Below are 16,381 nucleotides of genomic sequence, written 5' to 3' on the forward strand. Positions count from 1 at the left end.
GCCAGCGAGTTGACCACCCCGACGTCCGGTCCGCCTGCCGCGCGGCGGGGATCGACGACGCGCAGCAGGCGCCGTATCTGCACGCGCTCGGAGTGCTCGCCCAATCGAAAATGCTGGTGCCGCAATGACTTCTGTACAGCCCGTACCCCGCCTCGTCGAGCAGTTCGAGCATGGCCTCGACGCCCCGATCTGTTTGACATGGGAACTGACCTACGCCTGCAACCTGGCCTGCGTGCACTGCCTGTCGTCGTCGGGCAAGCGCGATCCGCGTGAGCTGACCACGCAGCAGTGCAAGGACATCATCGACGAGCTCGAACGCATGCAGGTGTTCTACGTCAACATCGGCGGGGGTGAGCCCACCGTGCGGTCGGACTTCTGGGAGCTCGTCGACTACGCCACCGCGCACCACGTCGGCGTGAAGTTCTCCACCAACGGCGTGCGCATCACCGCGGAGGTGGCGAAGCGGCTCGCGGCCAGCGACTACGTCGACGTCCAGATATCGCTGGACGGTGCGACGGCGGAGGTCAACGACGCCGTGCGCGGCGCCGGCTCGTTCGCGATGGCCACCAGGGCGCTGCAGAACCTTGCCGACGCCGGCTTCCGAGACGCCAAGATCTCCGTGGTGGTCACCCGGCACAACGTCGGCCAGCTCGACGAATTCGCCGCTCTCGCAGACCGTTACGGTGCGACCCTACGCATCACCCGGTTGCGGCCGTCGGGCCGCGGCGCCGACGTATGGGATGACCTGCACCCCACCGCCGAGCAGCAGGTCCAGCTCTACGACTGGCTGGTCGCCAAGGGTGAGCGCGTGCTGACCGGCGACTCGTTCTTCCACCTGGCCGGACTCGGGGAGCCCGGCGCGCTGGCCGGCCTCAACCTGTGTGGAGCCGGCCGAGTCGTATGCCTCATCGACCCGGTCGGTGACGTCTACGCGTGCCCGTTCGCCATCCACGACCGGTTCCACGCCGGAAATGTCCTGTCCGACTCAGGCTTTGGGACTGGCTTTGCCAACGTCTGGAAGAACGCTCCGCTGTTTCGCGAACTGCGCGAGCCGCAGTCGGCGGGCGCGTGTGCCAGTTGCGGCCACTACGACAGCTGCCGTGGCGGATGCATGGCCGCCAAGTTCTTCACCGGCCTTCCGATGGACGGCCCCGACCCCGAGTGCGTGGAAGGCTACGGCGCTTCCGCGCTGGCCCGCGAGCGGGTCAAGCCGAAGTCCAGCGTCGACCACTCGCGCTCCGGACCGGTGATGCTGAAACTGCTGACCACTCCGCCCCGATCCCATGTCGGAGCCGGAGCGCCTCCGAAACGGATCTGCAACGAAAGCCCGGTGTAAGTCATGGCCGACACGTGGTTCGAGACCGTCGCCGCCGCTCAGGAGCGGGCCAAGCGTCGCCTGCCCAAACCGGTGTACGCGGCGCTGCTCGCCGCCAGCGAAAAGGGCGTCACGGTCGCCGACAACGTCGACGCCTTCGCCGAACTGGGTTTCGCGCCGCACGTCGTCGGGGCGACCGAGAAGCGCGATCTCGCCACCACCGTGATGGGACAAGAGATTTCGCTGCCCGTGCTGATCTCGCCGACCGGGGTGCAGGCGGTGCATCCCGACGGGGAGGTCGCGGTCGCGCGCGCGGCCGCTGCCCGCGGCACCGCGATGGGCCTGTCCTCGTTTGCCAGCAAGCCGATCGAAGAAGTCATCGCGGCCAACCCCAAGCTGTTCTTCCAGGTCTATTGGCTCGGCGGCCGCGACGCGATCGCGGCCAGGGTTGAGCGCGCCCGCGCGGCCGGTGCGGTCGGGCTGATCGTCACCACCGACTGGAGCTTCTCGCACGGCCGCGACTGGGGCAGCCCCAAGATCCCGGAAGCGATGAACCTGCGGACCACCGTGCGGATGCTGCCGACCGGGCTGGCGCGGCCCCGGTGGATGTGGCAATGGGGAAAGACGTTCCGGCCGCCCAACCTGCGGGTGCCCAATCAGGCGGGACGCGGCGAGCCCGGCCCGCCGTTCTTCGCGGCTTACGGCGAGTGGATGGGCACCCCGCCGCCGACGTGGGAGGACATTGCCTGGTTGCGCGAACTGTGGGGCGGCCCGTTCATGCTCAAGGGCGTGATGCGGGTTGACGACGCCAAACGCGCTGTGGATGCAGGCGTTTCGGCGATCTCGGTGTCCAACCACGGCGGCAACAACCTCGACGGGACACCGGCGTCGATCCGCGCGCTGCCCGCGATCGCCGAGGCGGTCGGTGACGACGTCGAGGTGCTGCTCGACGGCGGTATCCGTCGCGGCAGCGACGTGGTGAAGGCTGTCGCGCTCGGTGCTCGGGCGGTGATGATCGGTCGGGCGTACCTGTGGGGCCTGGCGGCCAACGGGCAGGCCGGTGTCGAGAACGTGCTCGACGTGCTGCGCGGAGGCATCGATTCTGCATTGATGGGGCTGGGTCGGGCGTCGGTGCGGGATCTCGGCGCGGATGACGTGCTGGTGCCCCCCGGCTTCACCCGTGCGCTCGGCGTGCCCGGCGGTCCGACCGCCTGAGGTCGGCCGGGATCCGCTGGTACAGACGGGACGCAGGAGGCTCACGGGACAGCGTGCCGCTGCACCGCCGAAATTCGGTTGAATCAATTGCCGCGCATGCGCCAACATTTGGCGCACGACAGGTGAATTCGGCCTACCATCGGCGGGTGCCATCTGTCAGCGAGCTCGCGAATGCGACGTCGAAACAGCTGCAGAGCACCCAGTCGGCGCTGCTCGTTCCCCTCGGCTCGACCGAACAGCACGGTCCTCATCTGCCGCTGGACACCGACACCAGGATCGCGACGGCCGTCTCCCGAGCCGTTGTGAGCCGACTGGGCGGTAACGACGGCTGGAACTGGCTGGTCGCACCCCCCGTCGCCTACGGCGCGAGCGGTGAACACGAGGAGTTCAGCGGCACCGTCTCGATCGGGACGTCCGCGCTGCGGCTGCTGCTGGTGGAATACGGCCGGTCGGCGTCGCGGTGGGCCTCCCGGGTGGTGTTCGTCAACGGTCACGGCGGCAATGTCGAGGCGCTGGCCGGCGCGACCGCACTGCTGCGCTACGAGGGTCGCGATGCCGCCTGGTGCCCGTGCACCGTCGCGGGGGCCGATGCGCACGCCGGGCACACCGAAACCTCTGTATTGCTACATATCTCGCCGAGCGACGTCCGCATGCACGAGCGGGTGCCGGGCAACGTCGCGCCCCTTCGCGAACTGATCCCCGAGCTGCGCGCGGGCGGTGTCGCCGCGGTCAGCGAGGTCGGCGTGCTCGGTGACCCGACGACCGCGACCGCCGAGGAGGGCGCGCGGATCTGGGCCGAGATGGTCGAGGCAGGTTTGCGGCGAATCACGCGTTGGGTACCCGACCGCGACGGGATGTTGACATGACGGGACCGCGCCTCCCCGACGGCTTTGCCGTCCAGGTCGATCGCCGAGTGAAGGTGCTCGGCGAGGGGTCTGCCCTGCTCGGTGGTTCCCCGACCCGGCTTCTCCGACTGGCGCCGGCCGCGCAGACCATGCTCACCGGCGGTCGGCTCGAGGTGCACGACGCCGTGAGCGCGCAGCTGGCGCGGACCTTGCTCGACGCCACCGTGGCGCACCCGCGCCCCGCCAGCGGCCCGTCGCACCGGGACGTGACCGTGGTGGTTCCCGTGCGCGACAACGTGTCTGGGGTGCGTCGACTGCTCACGGCGGTGCGGGGCCTACGGGTCGTGATCGTCGACGACGGCTCGGCTACACCGCTCGAGTGGTCCGACTTCAGCGACATCCACGGCGATGTGCACGTGCTGCGGCACGACCGAAGTCAAGGGCCGGCGGCGGCGCGCAACACCGGGCTGGCGGTCTGCGACACCGACTACGTGGCGTTTCTGGACAGCGACGTCGTCCCCCGGCGCGGCTGGCTGGAAGCGTTGCTCGGCCACTTCTGCGACCCGTCCGTGGCCCTGGTCGCGCCCCGCATCGTCGGCCTGCGCGAACCCGAGAACCTGGTCGCCCGCTACGAGGCGGTGCGCTCGTCGCTCGACCTGGGCCTGCGCGAAGCCCCCGTGATGCCGTACGGCACCGTTTCGTACGTACCGAGCGCGGCGATCATCTGCCGCCGGTCCGTGCTGCGCGAGGTGGGTGGCTTCGACGAGACCCTGTCGTCGGGCGAAGACGTCGACCTGTGCTGGCGCCTCATCGAGTCGGGTGCGCGACTGCGTTACGAGCCCATCGCGCTGGTGGCCCACGACCATCGGACGCAGCTGCGAGAGTGGTTCTCGCGCAGGTCTTTCTACGGCGAGGCGGCGGCGCCCCTGTCGGTTCGCCATCCCGGCAAGACCGCTCCGCTGGTGATCTCGGGCTGGACGCTGCTCGCGTGGATCCTCATGGCGATGGGATCGTCGATCGGATACCTGGCCTCGATCGTCGTCGCGGTCATCACCGGCCGCCGCATCGCGAAGTCGCTGTCCAGCGTCGAGACCGAACCCAAGGACGTCGCGGTGGTGGCGGCGCACGGCCTGTGGTCGGCGGCGATGCAGCTTGCCTCGGCGATCTGCCGGCATTACTGGCCACTCGCGTTGGTCGGGGCACTGCTGTCCCGCAGATGCCGGCAGGTGGTGCTGCTCGCCGCCGTCGTCGAAGGAGTCGTCGACTGGCTGACCCGCAACGGCAACGCCGACGAGGAAACCAAGCGGGTCGGGTTGCTCAGCTACATCCTGTTGAAGCGGCTCGACGACATCGCCTACGGCGCCGGCCTCTGGGCGGGTGTGGTTCGTGAGCGCCATCTCGGCGCGCTCAAACCTCAGATCCGGACCTGAAACGACGCATTGTCGCGTGCGTAGTGACGTCCTGATCGTCGGCGCCGGTAGTGCCGGTTCTGTTCTCGCCGAGCGACTCTCCGCAGACCCGTCGTGTGCAGTCACCGTCGTCGAATCGGGTCCGGGCCCCACCGACCCCGAGGTGCGGGCCCAGATCAGCGACGGGTTGCGGCTGCCCATCGGCACCGCCAGCTCGGTGGTACGGCGGTATCCCAGCACGCTGACCGTCGATCCGCCGCGCCACGCGCAGCTCATGCGCGGTGCCGTTGTCGGCGGCTCGGGCGCGGTCAACGGCGGCTATTTCTGTCGAGGTCTGCCCGCCGACTTCGACGGCTGGGGTCTGCCGGAGTGGACGTGGCCGGAGGTGCTGCCGCATTTCCGCGCGATCGAAACCGATCTGGACTTCGCCAGCGCGGTGCACGGCTCCGACGGGCCCATTCTCATCCGGCGCGTCGCTGAGTTCGACGGGTGCACAGCGTCTTTCGTACAGGCCGCGACGGCTGCCGGATATCCCTGGATCGACGACCTCAACGGTTCGATGCGCGACGAGCCCTCGGGGTCCGGAGTGGGCGCCGTGCCGCTGAACATCCACCGGGGCACCCGTCTCGGCCCCGGCGGCGCCTACCTGCGACCCGCGATCGACCGGCCGAATCTCACGCTGCTGGCCCACACCCGCGTGCTTCGAATCCGGATGAGCGGCGGCCGGGCGGTCGGCGTCGAGTGCGTGGGTGCCGAGGGCATCACCGAACTCTGCGCCGACCGAATTGTGCTGTGCGCCGGCGCAATCGGATCGGCGCACCTCCTGATGCTCTCCGGCGTCGGACCACAGAACGTCTTGGCGGCGGCCGACATACCCGTCGTCGTCGACCTGCCAGTGGGGACGGCCACCTCGGACCACCCCGAATTGGTGCTACCCGTGAACTGGGCGGAAACTCACGGATCACCCCCACTCGAGGCGGTGCTGACCACAGCGGATCCCGTCGAGATCCGGCCCTACACCGCCGGTTTCGGCGCGATGGTCAGCGGCCGGCGCGACGACCCCGCCGACCACCCACACATCGGTGTGGCGTTGATGCGGCCGAAGTCTCGTGGGCGGGTGCGCGTCGTCGCTGCCGACCCTGACACCCTTCCGGTCATCGAGCATCGTTACGACTCCGAACCCGACGACGTGGCGAAGCTGCGGGCCGGAGCAGACTTGGCTCGCGAATTGGTCAGCGCGACAACGCAAGTCGGCCCGGTGGCGTGGTCGACATCGCAGCACCTGTCCGGCACCGCCCCGATGGGCGCGGACACCGACGACGCCGCGGTGGTCGATCCGCGCTGCCGGGTGCGCGGAGTCGACGGCTTATGGGTCGTCGACGGGGCGGTACTACCGGCGATCCCCAGCCGCGGACCGCACGCGACCATCGTCATGCTCGCGCACCGCGCCGCCGGTTTCGTCGTCTGACCGCGACGTCAAGCGCCGCACGAAGCGGGACTGTTCACCGTCACGGCCCGGCGCCCACAGCGCGACGAACACCGCCCCGACGGCCACGATGAGCGACAGCACCAGTAGCGACAAGCCCATCGCGTCGACGAAGGCGTTCTCGGCGGCCGCCGCCAGCCTGGCCCCCTCCGGTCCCAACTGGTCCGCCACGGCCAGCGCGTTGGCCAGCGAGTCGGACGCCGCGTCGCGCAGTTGTTGCGGGAAGGCGGCGATCGCCGGCGCCAGCGCCGTGTTGTACTGCGCCGCGAGCACCGACCCCGCGACCGCGATGCCCACCGCAGCGCCGACTTCGCGGGTGGTGTCGTTGACAGCCGACGCGACACCTTGCTTCTCCGTGGGCACCGCGTTCATGATCGCCGACGTGGTCGGCGCCACGCACAACCCGATGCCGGCCGCTGTGACGAGCAGCGGCCACATCAAATCGAGGTAGGAAGCTCCGACGTTTAGAAAGCTCATCCAGAACAGGCCCGCCGCAAGCAACAGCAGCCCCGCCGATACCGCGGTTCGCAGCCCCACCTTCGGCAGGTACAGGTGCATGGTGGCGCCCAGCACCATGATTGGAAGTGCCAGTGGCGCAAGCGCGAAGGCCGTCTGCAGTGCGCTGTAGCCGAGAAGCAGCTGCATGTACTGCATCTCGACGAAGAAGAACCCGAAGTTGGCGAAGAACAGGAAGGTGATGCCGATCGATCCGGTGGCGAAGTCGGGTCGCGAGAATAGCCGGACGTCCAGGAGCGGGTGCCGCCGCCGCAGTTCCACGATCGCGAACACCGCTGCCAGCACCACGCCGAGAGCCATGCAACCCCAGACCACCGGGTGCGTCCAACCTCGCATCGGTGCTTCGACCACGCCGAACACGAACACCGCCACCGCTGAGCCGATCGTGACGGCGCCGACCCAGTCGATCGGGGCCGCGGTCTCATCGCGGGAGGACCGGATCGTCAACGTGCACAGCAGCAGCACCAGGCCGGCCGCCGCGAACGCCCAGAAGATCGACTGCCACGAAGAAAACTGCAGCAGCACGCCGGTGCCCAGAAAGCCCACGATGGCGCCGGAACTCGCGACGCCTGCCCAGATGCCGATGGCCTTGTTGCGTTCGTCTTTCGGAAACGCCGCCGTCAGCAGCGACAGTGTCGCCGGCATGATGAACGCCGCCCCGACACCCGCGGCGGCCCGCGCCAGGATGATCTGTACCGGGCCGGCGAAGAACACGGGCGCCAGAGAGGCCAACGCGAAGATCGCCAGTCCCACGAGCAGGGCGCCGCGCCGGCCGTACCGGTCGCCGAGTGCCCCGGCCGGCAGCAGCAGGCAGGCCAGGACCAGCGTGTAACCGTCCACCACCCACGTGAGCTGGGTCTGGGTCGCCGAGGTGTCCACGGCGAGGTCGGGCAGCGCGGCATTGAGCGCCACCATCGACGAGATCACCAGCAGAACATCGAGAGCAGCGACAGTGAGCAGCCAGAGCCGGCCGAACTTGCCCAGAGTTGCCAGGTTCGCGTCGATATCCTGGTCTGGCCGGGCGAGGGTGGTGACCATCGGTCTTTGCTCTCCTTCGGCGGGACGATTTTCGAGACCAATAGTCTCGTAGCGAGACCGGTAGTCTTGTTCCCGGTGCGGAGGGAGATCAAACGAATGAGCGGCGGGAGTACTGATCCGCGGCCGGCGCGATCCAGGGCCCGTCTGCTCGAGGCCGCAACGGCACTGCTGCGGTCGGGCGGACCGAACGCCGTCACGATCGACGCGGTGACCAGGACTGCGAACGTCGCGCGGGCCACGCTGTACCGTCACTTTTCCAGTGCCAACGACCTGATGGCTGCTGCCTTCATGAGCCTGCTCCACCCGGCGCCGATGCCGCCCGCCGACGGCAGCCTGCGCGACCGCTTGATCGCGGTGGTGGTGGGCTGGGCCGATTCGATCGCCGAAGTGCCCGCGATGATCACGGCGATGACGTGGATGGCCTCCGGTCCCGACGTCGGCGCCTATCCCGAAGCGCGGCAACCGGGTTCGGATGCCGTCGGCACGCTGCGGTCCCGGATCATCGCGCTGTATTCCGTTCCGTTCGACGCGATACTGGACAGCCCGCAGGCGGTGGCCGAGCTCGACGAGGTGGATCGGATCCAGGCCATCGCGCTGCTCATCGGCCCGCTGATCCTCGGCAAACTGTCCACCGTCGCCGACTTCGACTACCGCGCGTGCGCGGAGGCCGCCGTCGACGGCTTCCTGGCCACGCACGCCAAAAAGTCGCGCGGAATCACTTCAGCGAGTAGCGAATCGGAAGGTGTTTGAGGCCGCCGACGAACGTGGTGGCGGTCAGTTCCGGGGTGCCGGCCAGTTCGATCGACTCCAACCGCGGCACCAGCTCGGTGAAAAAGCTGTTCATCTCCATCCGCGCCAGCGCAGCGCCCAAACAGAAGTGCACTCCATACCCGAACGAGACATGCTTGTTGGGGTCGCGGCCCACGTCGAACCGGAACGGTTCGTCGAACACCTCCTCGTCGCGGTTACCGGAAACGTAAGCCAGATAAACCGATTCGCCCTTGGCGATCGGCACACCGCGCACGCTGGTGTCGGCCGCCGCGGTCCGCATGAACTCCTTGACCGGCGTCGACCACCGGATCATCTCCTCCACGGCCAACGGCATCAAATCCAGATCCTGACGCAGCCGGTCCAGCTCGCCGGGGTTCTCGATCAACGCGAGCAAGCCGCCGGAGATCGCGTCCTTGGTGGTGTCGTGGCCCGCGCTGGCGACGATCACGTAGTACGAGGCCGTGTCCATGTCCGAGAGCGGTTCACCGTCGACGCGGCCGTTGGCGATCGCTGAGGCGAGGTCCTCGGTCGGGTTCGCCCGGCGCGACGCGGTGAGCGTGGCGAAGTAGTTGAAGAAGTCCGCGAGCACGGCGAGCATGTCCTCGGGCGTCTTGCCGCGCTGGAACTCCTCGTCGTCGCCGCCGAACATCTCCTGGGTGAGCATGTGCATGCGGGGGAAGTCCTCCTCCGGCAGTCCGAGCAGCGACATGATCACGTACAGCGGGAAGTTCACCGCGATCTCGGTGACGAAGTCACACTCCGGGCCGATGTCGCGCATCCTGTCGACATAGCGCTTGGCCAGCTCGTCGACGCGGACCTTCAGGGCGCGCATCGCCTTGGGCCGGAACCAGTCGGCTCCGATGGCGCGCACCTTGCGGTGGTGCGGGTCGTCCATGTGGATCAGGGTGCGCAGGCCGATGCCCGCCTCGAGTTGCGCCTTGAGGATGTCGTCGGCCTCGGCGGTCGCGAGCAGCGGGCGCGGTTCGGACAGCCACAGTTCGTTGTCGCGCTCGATGGCCATGATGTCGGCGTGCTTGGTGATCGCCCAGAACGGCCGGTACGGCGGATTGTCGACCCACGCCACCGGGTTGTTGGCCCGCAGGTGGGCGAGCGCCTCATGGAGTCGCGCGTCGTCGGCGTAGCCCTTCGGGTCAGCGAGGACTTTCGCGGCGTCATCCATCGTCGGCGTGCTCATCGAGGCTCCTTCGCTACCGGGCCGGCTAAAACTTGACGGGTGTCAAGTCGCCAGTCTATGTGACGGAGGCCACGGTGCAAAGGGAAGGCCCTGCCAAGCTCAGTACGCTCGGACTCCGTGCCACTTCGATGCCCCGGTCGGCCTCGGGCGACTGTGCTGTTGTTCGCCGCCGTCTTGCTCGCCGTTGCGGGTTGTGCGAGCGGGGGCAGGGCCGCGGCGCCGGAACCGCCGGACGACCCGGCGGTGGTACACACCGCAGCAGGTAGCCTTCGCGGCACCGTCGCCGACGACTACCGGTATTTCGCTGGAATCCCTTACGCCGCACCGCCGGTGGGGCGGCTTCGGTGGCAGCCGCCGGCTCCGGCCGCCAGTTGGGACGGGCTTCGCGACGCGACGAGACCGGGGGCGCGGTGTATCCAGGACGTCAGCACCGACGTCGACCGCCGTCGCACCAGCGAGGACTGCCTGACGCTCAACGTCTGGACACCGCCGCCGGCGGACGAACCGCGGCCGGTGATGGTGTGGATCCACGGTGGCGGCTTCTTCAACGGCAGCGGCGACATCTACGACTCCCGCCGCCTGACGGACCAGGGCATCGTCGTCGTCACGATCAACTACCGCCTCGGCGCGCTGGGCTTCCTGGCGCACCCGGCGCTGGGGCGCGACGGCGCGATCGGCGACTACGGCCTGGCCGACCAGCAGGCCGCGCTGCGGTGGGTGCGCGACAACATCGCCGCGTTCGGCGGCGATCCGACGCGGGTGACGATCGCGGGGGAATCGGCGGGCGGCATGTCGGTGTGCGACCACCTCGTCGCGCCCGGATCGGCCGGCCTGTTCGAGGGCGCGATCATCCAGAGCGCCCCGTGCCAGGCGCAGTACGACCTGCCGACCGCAGAGCGGACCAGCATCGCGTACGCGGCCCAAATCGGTTGTGCAGAGCCGGCTTCGGCCGCACAGTGTCTGCGCTCGTTGCCCGCCGACAAGCTGCAGCACCCGCTGATGTACAGCCGCTTCGGCACCGAACGGCTCAGTGGCCCGGTGACGGGGACGCCGACACTGCCCGTCAATCCCGTCGTCGGTATCGCCGAGGGCAGGGCCGCTCGGGTGCCCGTGCTGATCGGCACCACCGCAGACGAGTTCAACCTGTTCGCCGCGTTCCAGTACGTCCGCGGCAGGGTGTTCGACGGCGCCCACTATCCCGAACTGCTGGCCGAGGCGTTCGGCCCGGACGCGGGTGCCGTCGCGCAGCACTATTCGCCGGACCGGTTCGGTGGCAGCGTCGCGCTGGCCTATTCGGCGGCGATGACGGCTGGTGAGTTCGCCTGTGTCGCCGACTTCATCGCCGATGCCCTCGGCGATGCACCCGTCTACTCCTACGAGTTCGACGACCGTGACGCGCCGGCACCCGAACCGTTGCGTGCAGCACCGTTCCCCGTCGGCGCCGGCCACTCCGTGGAGCTGCGCTATTTGTTCGACATGGGCGGCGCCGGGCCGCTGAACCCGGCGCAGCAGCGGTTGTCCGACCAGATGGTCGGCTACTGGGCCGAGTTCGTGAAATCCGGCCGACCCGGAGCCGGGTGGCCGGCGATGACCGACGAACACGCCGGCCAGCGGCTGTCGCTGCGTCCCGACGGCAACCGGGTGGTCACCGACTACGAGCAAGAACACCAGTGCGCGTTCTGGGCCGGACTGCGTCGCTGAGCCGGTGAACCCGTGTCATCGGCGCCGGAAATGGGCGCTGGACACCTCCGTCGGTCCCGCCGGGTTTCCCATGGCCAGGGATTTGGAGCGTGCCGTTTTCTAGGGCATACTGTTCGGGTTGCCCTGAGCCGGGACGGTGCCTGTCTAGACCGCGTGGCCGAGGGCATACGCGTCCACCCGGACGCATCCGGTGCCAATCTCGAGCGTGACGATTTCGTCGCGGACGAGTATGCGTGCGGGCGACACGCCCGACCGCGGGTGCCGGTGGACCACAGACAGAAGAACAGCGGCGGCATAGCAGTGTGACTGCGCCGGTGAACAAGGCCCGATTCCGGGCCCGTACGAGTGAGGTAGGAGAAGCGTGGCGGGACAGAAGATCCGCATCAGGCTCAAGGCCTACGACCACGAGGCGATCGACGCCTCGGCGCGCAAGATCGTGGAAACGGTCACCAGAACCGGCGCCAGCGTGGTCGGCCCTGTGCCGCTGCCGACCGAGAAGAACGTGTACTGCGTCATCCGGTCCCCGCACAAGTACAAGGACTCGCGGGAGCACTTCGAGATGCGCACCCACAAGCGGCTGATCGACATCCTCGACCCGACGCCGAAGACCGTCGACGCGCTCATGCGCATCGACCTGCCGGCCAGCGTCGACGTCAACATCCAGTAGGAGACCACGGATTCATGGCTAGAAAAGGGATTCTGGGCACCAAGCTGGGCATGACGCAGGTGTTCGACGAGAACAACCGGGTCGTGCCGGTGACGGTCGTCAAGGCCGGCCCCAATGTCGTGACGCGTATCCGCACCACGGAGCGCGACGGTTACAGCGCTGTTCAGCTGGCCTACGGCGAGATCAGCCCGCGCAAGGTGAACAAGCCTGTGACGGGCCAGTATTCGGCTGCCGGAGTCAACCCGCGCCGGCATCTGGCCGAGCTGCGCCTCGACGACGAGGCCGCCGCCGCCGAATACGAGGTCGGCCAGGAGTTGACGGCCGAGATCTTCGCCGACGGCGCCTACGTCGACGTGACCGGCACCAGCAAGGGCAAGGGCTTCGCCGGCACGATGAAGCGGCACGGTTTCCGCGGCCAGGGCGCCAGCCACGGTGCGCAGGCCGTGCACCGCCGGCCGGGCTCCATCGGCGGATGCGCCACCCCGGGCCGGGTGTTCAAGGGCACCCGGATGTCCGGCCGCATGGGCAACGACCGCGTGACGACGCAGAACCTGTTGGTGCACAAGGTCGACGCCGAGAACGGCGTCCTGCTCATCAAGGGCGCCATCCCCGGCCGCAACGGCGGGCTCGTGATGGTCCGCAGCGCAATCAAGCGAGGCGAGAAGTAACTATGGCTCTCAAAATTGATGTCCGTACCCCGGGCGGTACGAAGGACGGCTCGGTCGAGCTGCCCGCCGAACTGTTCGACGTCGAGCCCAACATCGCGTTGATGCACCAGGTGGTCACGGCGCAGCTGGCCGCGGCGCGCCAGGGCACGCACTCGACGAAGACCCGCGGTGAGGTCTCCGGTGGCGGCAAGAAGCCGTACCGGCAGAAGGGCACGGGACGCGCCCGTCAGGGCTCGACCCGCGCGCCGCAGTTCACCGGCGGCGGCACCGTGCACGGTCCCAAGCCGCGCGACTACAGCGAGCGCACGCCGAAGAAGATGATCCGCGCCGCCCTGCGTGGTGCGCTGTCCGACCGGGCCCGCAACGGCCGCATCCACGCGGTCACGGAGCTGATCGAAGGTCAGACCCCGTCGACCAAGAGCGCCAAGGCGTTTCTGGCCACGCTGACCGACCGCAAGCAGGTACTGGTGGTGATCGGCCGTGCCGACGAGACCGGCGCCAAGAGCGTGCGCAACCTTCCTGGCGTACATGTGATCTCGCCGGACCAGCTCAACACCTACGACGTGCTCAAGGCCGACGACGTGGTGTTCAGCGTCGAGGCGCTCGATGCCTACATCAGCGCCAACAAGACGACGAAAGAGGAGGTGTCGGCCTGATGGCGACCGTCACTGACCCCCGCGACATCATCCTGTCGCCGGTCATCTCCGAGAAGTCCTACTCCTTGATCGAAGACAACGTGTACACGTTCATCGTGCATCCGGACTCGAACAAGACGCAGATCAAGATCGCTGTCGAGAAGATCTTCGGCGTCAAGGTCGACTCGGTGAACACGGCGAACCGGCAGGGCAAGCGCAAGCGCACCCGTACGGGATACGGGAAGCGCAAGAGCACCAAGCGCGCCATAGTCACGCTGGCAGCGGGTAGCAAGCCCATCGACCTGTTCGGAGCACCGGCCTAAGCCGGCGACTGGAAAGAACCAGAGAAACATGGCAATTCGCAAGTACAAGCCGACGACCCCCGGTCGCCGCGGTGCCAGCGTCTCCGACTTCGCTGAGATCACCCGCGACCACCCGGAGAAGTCGCTGGTGCGGCCGCTGCACGGCAAGGGTGGCCGAAACGCGCACGGGCGCATCACGACTCGCCACAAGGGCGGCGGTCACAAGCGCGCCTACCGGGTGATCGACTTCCGCCGCAACGACAAGGACGGCGTCAACGCCAAGGTCGCGCACATCGAGTACGACCCCAACCGCACCGCGAACATCGCGCTGCTGCACTACTTCGACGGCGAGAAGCGCTACATCATCGCCCCGCAGGGACTCAAGCAGGGCACCATCGTGGAGTCGGGTCCCAACGCCGACATCAAGGCGGGCAACAACCTGCCGCTGCGCAACATCCCCGCCGGCACCCTGGTGCACGCGGTGGAACTGCGGCCCGGTGGCGGTGCCAAGCTCGCCCGCTCGGCCGGATCCAGCATCCAGTTGCTGGGCAAGGAAGGCAGTTACGCCTCGCTGCGTATGCCCTCCGGTGAGATCCGCCGCGTCGACGTGCGCTGCCGCGCCACCGTCGGCGAGGTGGGCAACGCCGAGCAGGCCAACATCAACTGGGGCAAGGCCGGCCGCATGCGGTGGAAAGGCAAGCGTCCCACCGTTCGTGGTGTCGTGATGAACCCGGTCGACCACCCGCACGGCGGTGGTGAGGGTAAGACGTCCGGTGGTCGCCATCCGGTGAGCCCGTGGGGCAAGCCGGAGGGTCGCACCCGCAAGCCCAACAAAGCGAGCAACAAGCTCATCGTCCGTCGCCGGCGCACCGGCAAGAAGCGCTAGTCGTCAGGAGGACAGACACAGATGCCACGCAGCCTCAAGAAGGGTCCGTTCGTCGACGACCATCTGCTCAAGAAGGTCGATGTACAGAACGAGAAGAACACCAAGCAGGTCATCAAGACCTGGTCACGTCGGTCGACCATCATCCCCGACTTCATCGGGCACACCTTCGCGGTGCACGACGGCCGCAAGCACGTCCCCGTGTTCGTCACCGAGTCGATGGTCGGGCACAAGCTCGGCGAGTTCGCACCGACGCGCACGTTCAAGGGTCACATCAAGGACGACCGGAAGGCTAAGCGCCGGTGAGTATCACGACTGAATATCCGTCTGCCGTCGCCAAGGCGCGCTTCGTGCGCGTGTCGGCCACGAAGGCGCGCCGGGTCATCGACCTGGTGCGCGGCAAGTCGGTGTCCGAAGCGCTGGACATCCTGCGGTGGGCGCCGCAGGCGGCCAGCGAGCCGGTCGCCAAGGTCATCGCGAGCGCGGCGGCCAACGCGCAGAACAACGAGGGGCTGGACCCGTCCACCCTCGTGGTCGCCACCGTCTACGCCGACGAGGGACCGACGGCCAAGCGCATCCGGCCCCGCGCGCAGGGTCGCGCCTTCCGGATCCGCAAGCGCACCAGCCACATCACGGTGATCGTGGAAAGCCGAGTGAGCCAGGAGCAGCGTGGCGGCGGCCAGTCGGCCAGCGCCGCTCGCGCGCGTCGGGCACAGGGCAGCAAGGCCGCGGCGGCCAAGAAGGCCCCCGCGAGCAAGGCTGCGACCGAGGCGCCCGCCAAGAAGGCGCCGGCCAAGAAGGCCGCGCCCGCGAAGAAGGCGGCCGCGAAGAAGACCGCTGAAGCGTCCGATGCGAAGGAGGGCTCGGAGTAGTGGGCCAGAAAATCAATCCCCACGGCTTCCGGCTCGGTATCACCACCGACTGGAAGTCCCGGTGGTACGCCGACAAGCAGTACAAGGACTACGTCAAGGAAGACGTCGCGATCCGTCGGCTGCTGGCCACCGGACTCGAACGCGCAGGCATCGCGGACGTGGAGATCGAACGGACTCGCGATCGAGTCCGGGTGGACATCCACACCGCGCGTCCGGGCATCGTGATCGGCCGTCGCGGCACCGAAGCCGACCGCATCCGCGCCGACCTGGAGAAGCTGACCGGTAAGCAGGTTCAGCTGAACATCCTCGAGGTGAAGAACCCCGAGAGCCAGGCGCAGCTGGTGGCCCAGGGTGTCGCCGAGCAGCTGTCCAACCGCGTGGCGTTCCGCCGCGCGATGCGCAAGGCGATCCAGTCGGCCATGCGGCAGCCCAACGTCAAGGGCATCCGCGTGCAGTGCTCGGGTCGTCTCGGCGGCGCCGAGATGAGCCGCTCGGAGTTCTACCGCGAAGGCCGAGTGCCGCTGCACACGCTGCGCGCCGACATCGACTACGGCCTGTACGAGGCCAAGACGACCTTCGGCCGGATCGGCGTGAAGGTCTGGATCTACAAGGGCGACATCGTCGGTGGCAAGCGCGAATTGACCGCCGCCGTGCCCGCCGGAGCGGACCGGCCGCGCCGCGAGCGTCCCTCGGGCACCCGGCCGCGCCGTAGTGGCGCTTCGGGTACCACGGCGACGAGCACCGAAGCCGGTCGCGCGGCCACCGGTGCCGAAGCTGCGCCCGCCGCCGCCGAGGCTGCCGGCGGGACCGAGGCGGCTGCCGGTGCCACGGCGGAGACGACGACTGAGAACACGGAGAGCTGA

17 protein-coding genes and 1 pseudogene are annotated in these 16,381 nt (G+C 68.4%); 16 read left to right on the top strand and 2 right to left on the bottom strand.

All coding sequences use genetic code 11. The annotated features are described in order from the left end of the window. The 6 genes and pseudogenes from A5663_RS22785 to mftG form a co-directional block, all read left to right on the top strand. Positions 1–128, top strand: a pseudogene (locus tag A5663_RS22785) (mycofactocin biosynthesis chaperone MftB); the annotation flags it as partial. Next, a complete protein-coding gene (mftC, locus tag A5663_RS19025; protein ID WP_068152677.1) occupies positions 125–1,336 on the top strand; it encodes a mycofactocin radical SAM maturase in 1,212 nt (403 codons plus the stop codon). The pseudogene A5663_RS22785 and the gene mftC, both read left to right, overlap by 4 nt. A gap of 3 nt (positions 1,337–1,339) precedes the next feature. Next, entirely contained in the window at positions 1,340–2,530 is a 1,191-nt protein-coding gene (mftD, locus tag A5663_RS19030; protein WP_068152679.1) for a pre-mycofactocin synthase MftD, read from the top strand. A 122-nt stretch (positions 2,531–2,652) separates the two neighbouring features. Then, positions 2,653–3,396, top strand: coding sequence for a mycofactocin biosynthesis peptidyl-dipeptidase MftE (gene mftE / locus A5663_RS19035; protein WP_068152682.1), 744 nt, complete (start codon positions 2,653–2,655; stop codon positions 3,394–3,396). Next, positions 3,393–4,805 (top strand): mycofactocin biosynthesis glycosyltransferase MftF, encoded by a 1,413-nt coding sequence (mftF, locus tag A5663_RS19040; protein ID WP_068152685.1) that lies wholly within the window; start codon positions 3,393–3,395, stop codon positions 4,803–4,805. The genes mftE and mftF overlap by 4 nt, the downstream gene beginning before the upstream one ends. A gap of 16 nt (positions 4,806–4,821) precedes the next feature. Next, on the top strand, positions 4,822–6,252 hold the full coding sequence (gene mftG / locus A5663_RS19045; protein ID WP_068152688.1) for a mycofactocin system GMC family oxidoreductase MftG: 1,431 nt from the start codon (positions 4,822–4,824) through the stop codon (positions 6,250–6,252). On the opposite strand, the gene A5663_RS19050 is transcribed toward mftG, so the two are convergent. After that, the gene (locus A5663_RS19050; protein WP_068152694.1) at positions 6,175–7,824 is read right to left on the bottom strand and encodes an MFS transporter; all 1,650 of its coding nucleotides are present in this window, start codon (positions 7,822–7,824) and stop codon (positions 6,175–6,177) included. The genes mftG and A5663_RS19050 overlap by 78 nt on opposite strands. 96 nt (positions 7,825–7,920) lie before the next feature. Here A5663_RS19050 and A5663_RS19055 point away from each other — a divergent pair, with 96 nt between their 5' ends. Beyond that, complete coding sequence (locus tag A5663_RS19055; protein WP_068152697.1) at positions 7,921–8,574, top strand: TetR/AcrR family transcriptional regulator; 654 nt, start codon at positions 7,921–7,923, stop codon at positions 8,572–8,574. On the opposite strand, the gene A5663_RS19060 is transcribed toward A5663_RS19055, so the two are convergent. Then, on the bottom strand, positions 8,540–9,790 hold the full coding sequence (locus A5663_RS19060) for a cytochrome P450 (protein WP_068152700.1): 1,251 nt from the start codon (positions 9,788–9,790) through the stop codon (positions 8,540–8,542). The two genes, A5663_RS19055 and A5663_RS19060, sit on opposite strands and share 35 nt — an antisense overlap. A 117-nt stretch (positions 9,791–9,907) precedes the next feature. On the opposite strand from A5663_RS19060, the gene A5663_RS19065 reads away from it, so the two are divergent. From A5663_RS19065 to rpsC, 9 genes are all read left to right on the top strand, one after another. Beyond that, positions 9,908–11,491 carry a carboxylesterase/lipase family protein gene (locus tag A5663_RS19065; protein ID WP_068152702.1) on the top strand — a complete coding sequence of 528 codons (1,584 nt, stop codon included), beginning with the start codon at positions 9,908–9,910 and terminating at the stop codon, positions 11,489–11,491. Between the two features lie 361 nt (positions 11,492–11,852). Continuing rightward, positions 11,853–12,158 (top strand): 30S ribosomal protein S10, encoded by a 306-nt coding sequence (gene rpsJ / locus A5663_RS19070; RefSeq protein ID WP_003883485.1) that lies wholly within the window; start codon positions 11,853–11,855, stop codon positions 12,156–12,158. A 14-nt stretch (positions 12,159–12,172) separates the two neighbouring features. Next, positions 12,173–12,826, top strand: a complete 654-nt coding sequence (gene rplC / locus A5663_RS19075; protein ID WP_068152705.1) for a 50S ribosomal protein L3 — start codon at positions 12,173–12,175, stop codon at positions 12,824–12,826. 2 nt (positions 12,827–12,828) lie between these two features. Continuing rightward, positions 12,829–13,482, top strand: coding sequence for a 50S ribosomal protein L4 (gene rplD, locus A5663_RS19080; protein ID WP_068152709.1), 654 nt, complete (start codon positions 12,829–12,831; stop codon positions 13,480–13,482). Then, a complete protein-coding gene (gene rplW, locus A5663_RS19085; RefSeq protein ID WP_068152712.1) occupies positions 13,482–13,784 on the top strand; it encodes a 50S ribosomal protein L23 in 303 nt (100 codons plus the stop codon). Before rplD ends, rplW begins: the two co-directional genes overlap by 1 nt. A 28-nt stretch (positions 13,785–13,812) precedes the next feature. Further along, positions 13,813–14,649, top strand: coding sequence for a 50S ribosomal protein L2 (gene rplB / locus A5663_RS19090; RefSeq protein WP_068152716.1), 837 nt, complete (start codon positions 13,813–13,815; stop codon positions 14,647–14,649). Between the two features lie 21 nt (positions 14,650–14,670). Next, a complete protein-coding gene (gene rpsS, locus A5663_RS19095; RefSeq protein WP_006245110.1) occupies positions 14,671–14,952 on the top strand; it encodes a 30S ribosomal protein S19 in 282 nt (93 codons plus the stop codon). Further along, complete coding sequence (gene rplV, locus A5663_RS19100) at positions 14,949–15,518, top strand: 50S ribosomal protein L22 (protein ID WP_068152719.1); 570 nt, start codon at positions 14,949–14,951, stop codon at positions 15,516–15,518. Before rpsS ends, rplV begins: the two co-directional genes overlap by 4 nt. After that, entirely contained in the window at positions 15,518–16,381 is an 864-nt protein-coding gene (gene rpsC / locus A5663_RS19105; protein WP_068152723.1) for a 30S ribosomal protein S3, read from the top strand. The genes rplV and rpsC overlap by 1 nt, the downstream gene beginning before the upstream one ends.

The sequence above is a fragment of the Mycobacterium sp. E740 genome, assembly GCF_001672895.1.
GTDB lineage: Bacteria > Actinomycetota > Actinomycetes > Mycobacteriales > Mycobacteriaceae > Mycobacterium.

Coding starts and splice junctions, on each gene's coding strand:
- rplD (WP_068152709.1), top strand. CDS start 12,829: ATGGCTCTCAAAATTGATGTCCGTACCCCGGGCGGTACGAAGGACGGC.
- mftF (WP_068152685.1), top strand. CDS start 3,393: ATGACGGGACCGCGCCTCCCCGACGGCTTTGCCGTCCAGGTCGATCGC.
- A5663_RS19050 (WP_068152694.1), bottom strand. CDS start 7,824: ATGGTCACCACCCTCGCCCGGCCAGACCAGGATATCGACGCGAACCTG.
- A5663_RS19060 (WP_068152700.1), bottom strand. CDS start 9,790: ATGAGCACGCCGACGATGGATGACGCCGCGAAAGTCCTCGCTGACCCG.
- rplC (WP_068152705.1), top strand. CDS start 12,173: ATGGCTAGAAAAGGGATTCTGGGCACCAAGCTGGGCATGACGCAGGTG.
- mftC (WP_068152677.1), top strand. CDS start 125: ATGACTTCTGTACAGCCCGTACCCCGCCTCGTCGAGCAGTTCGAGCAT.
- rpsS (WP_006245110.1), top strand. CDS start 14,671: ATGCCACGCAGCCTCAAGAAGGGTCCGTTCGTCGACGACCATCTGCTC.
- A5663_RS19055 (WP_068152697.1), top strand. CDS start 7,921: ATGAGCGGCGGGAGTACTGATCCGCGGCCGGCGCGATCCAGGGCCCGT.
- rplB (WP_068152716.1), top strand. CDS start 13,813: ATGGCAATTCGCAAGTACAAGCCGACGACCCCCGGTCGCCGCGGTGCC.
- rplW (WP_068152712.1), top strand. CDS start 13,482: ATGGCGACCGTCACTGACCCCCGCGACATCATCCTGTCGCCGGTCATC.
- mftD (WP_068152679.1), top strand. CDS start 1,340: ATGGCCGACACGTGGTTCGAGACCGTCGCCGCCGCTCAGGAGCGGGCC.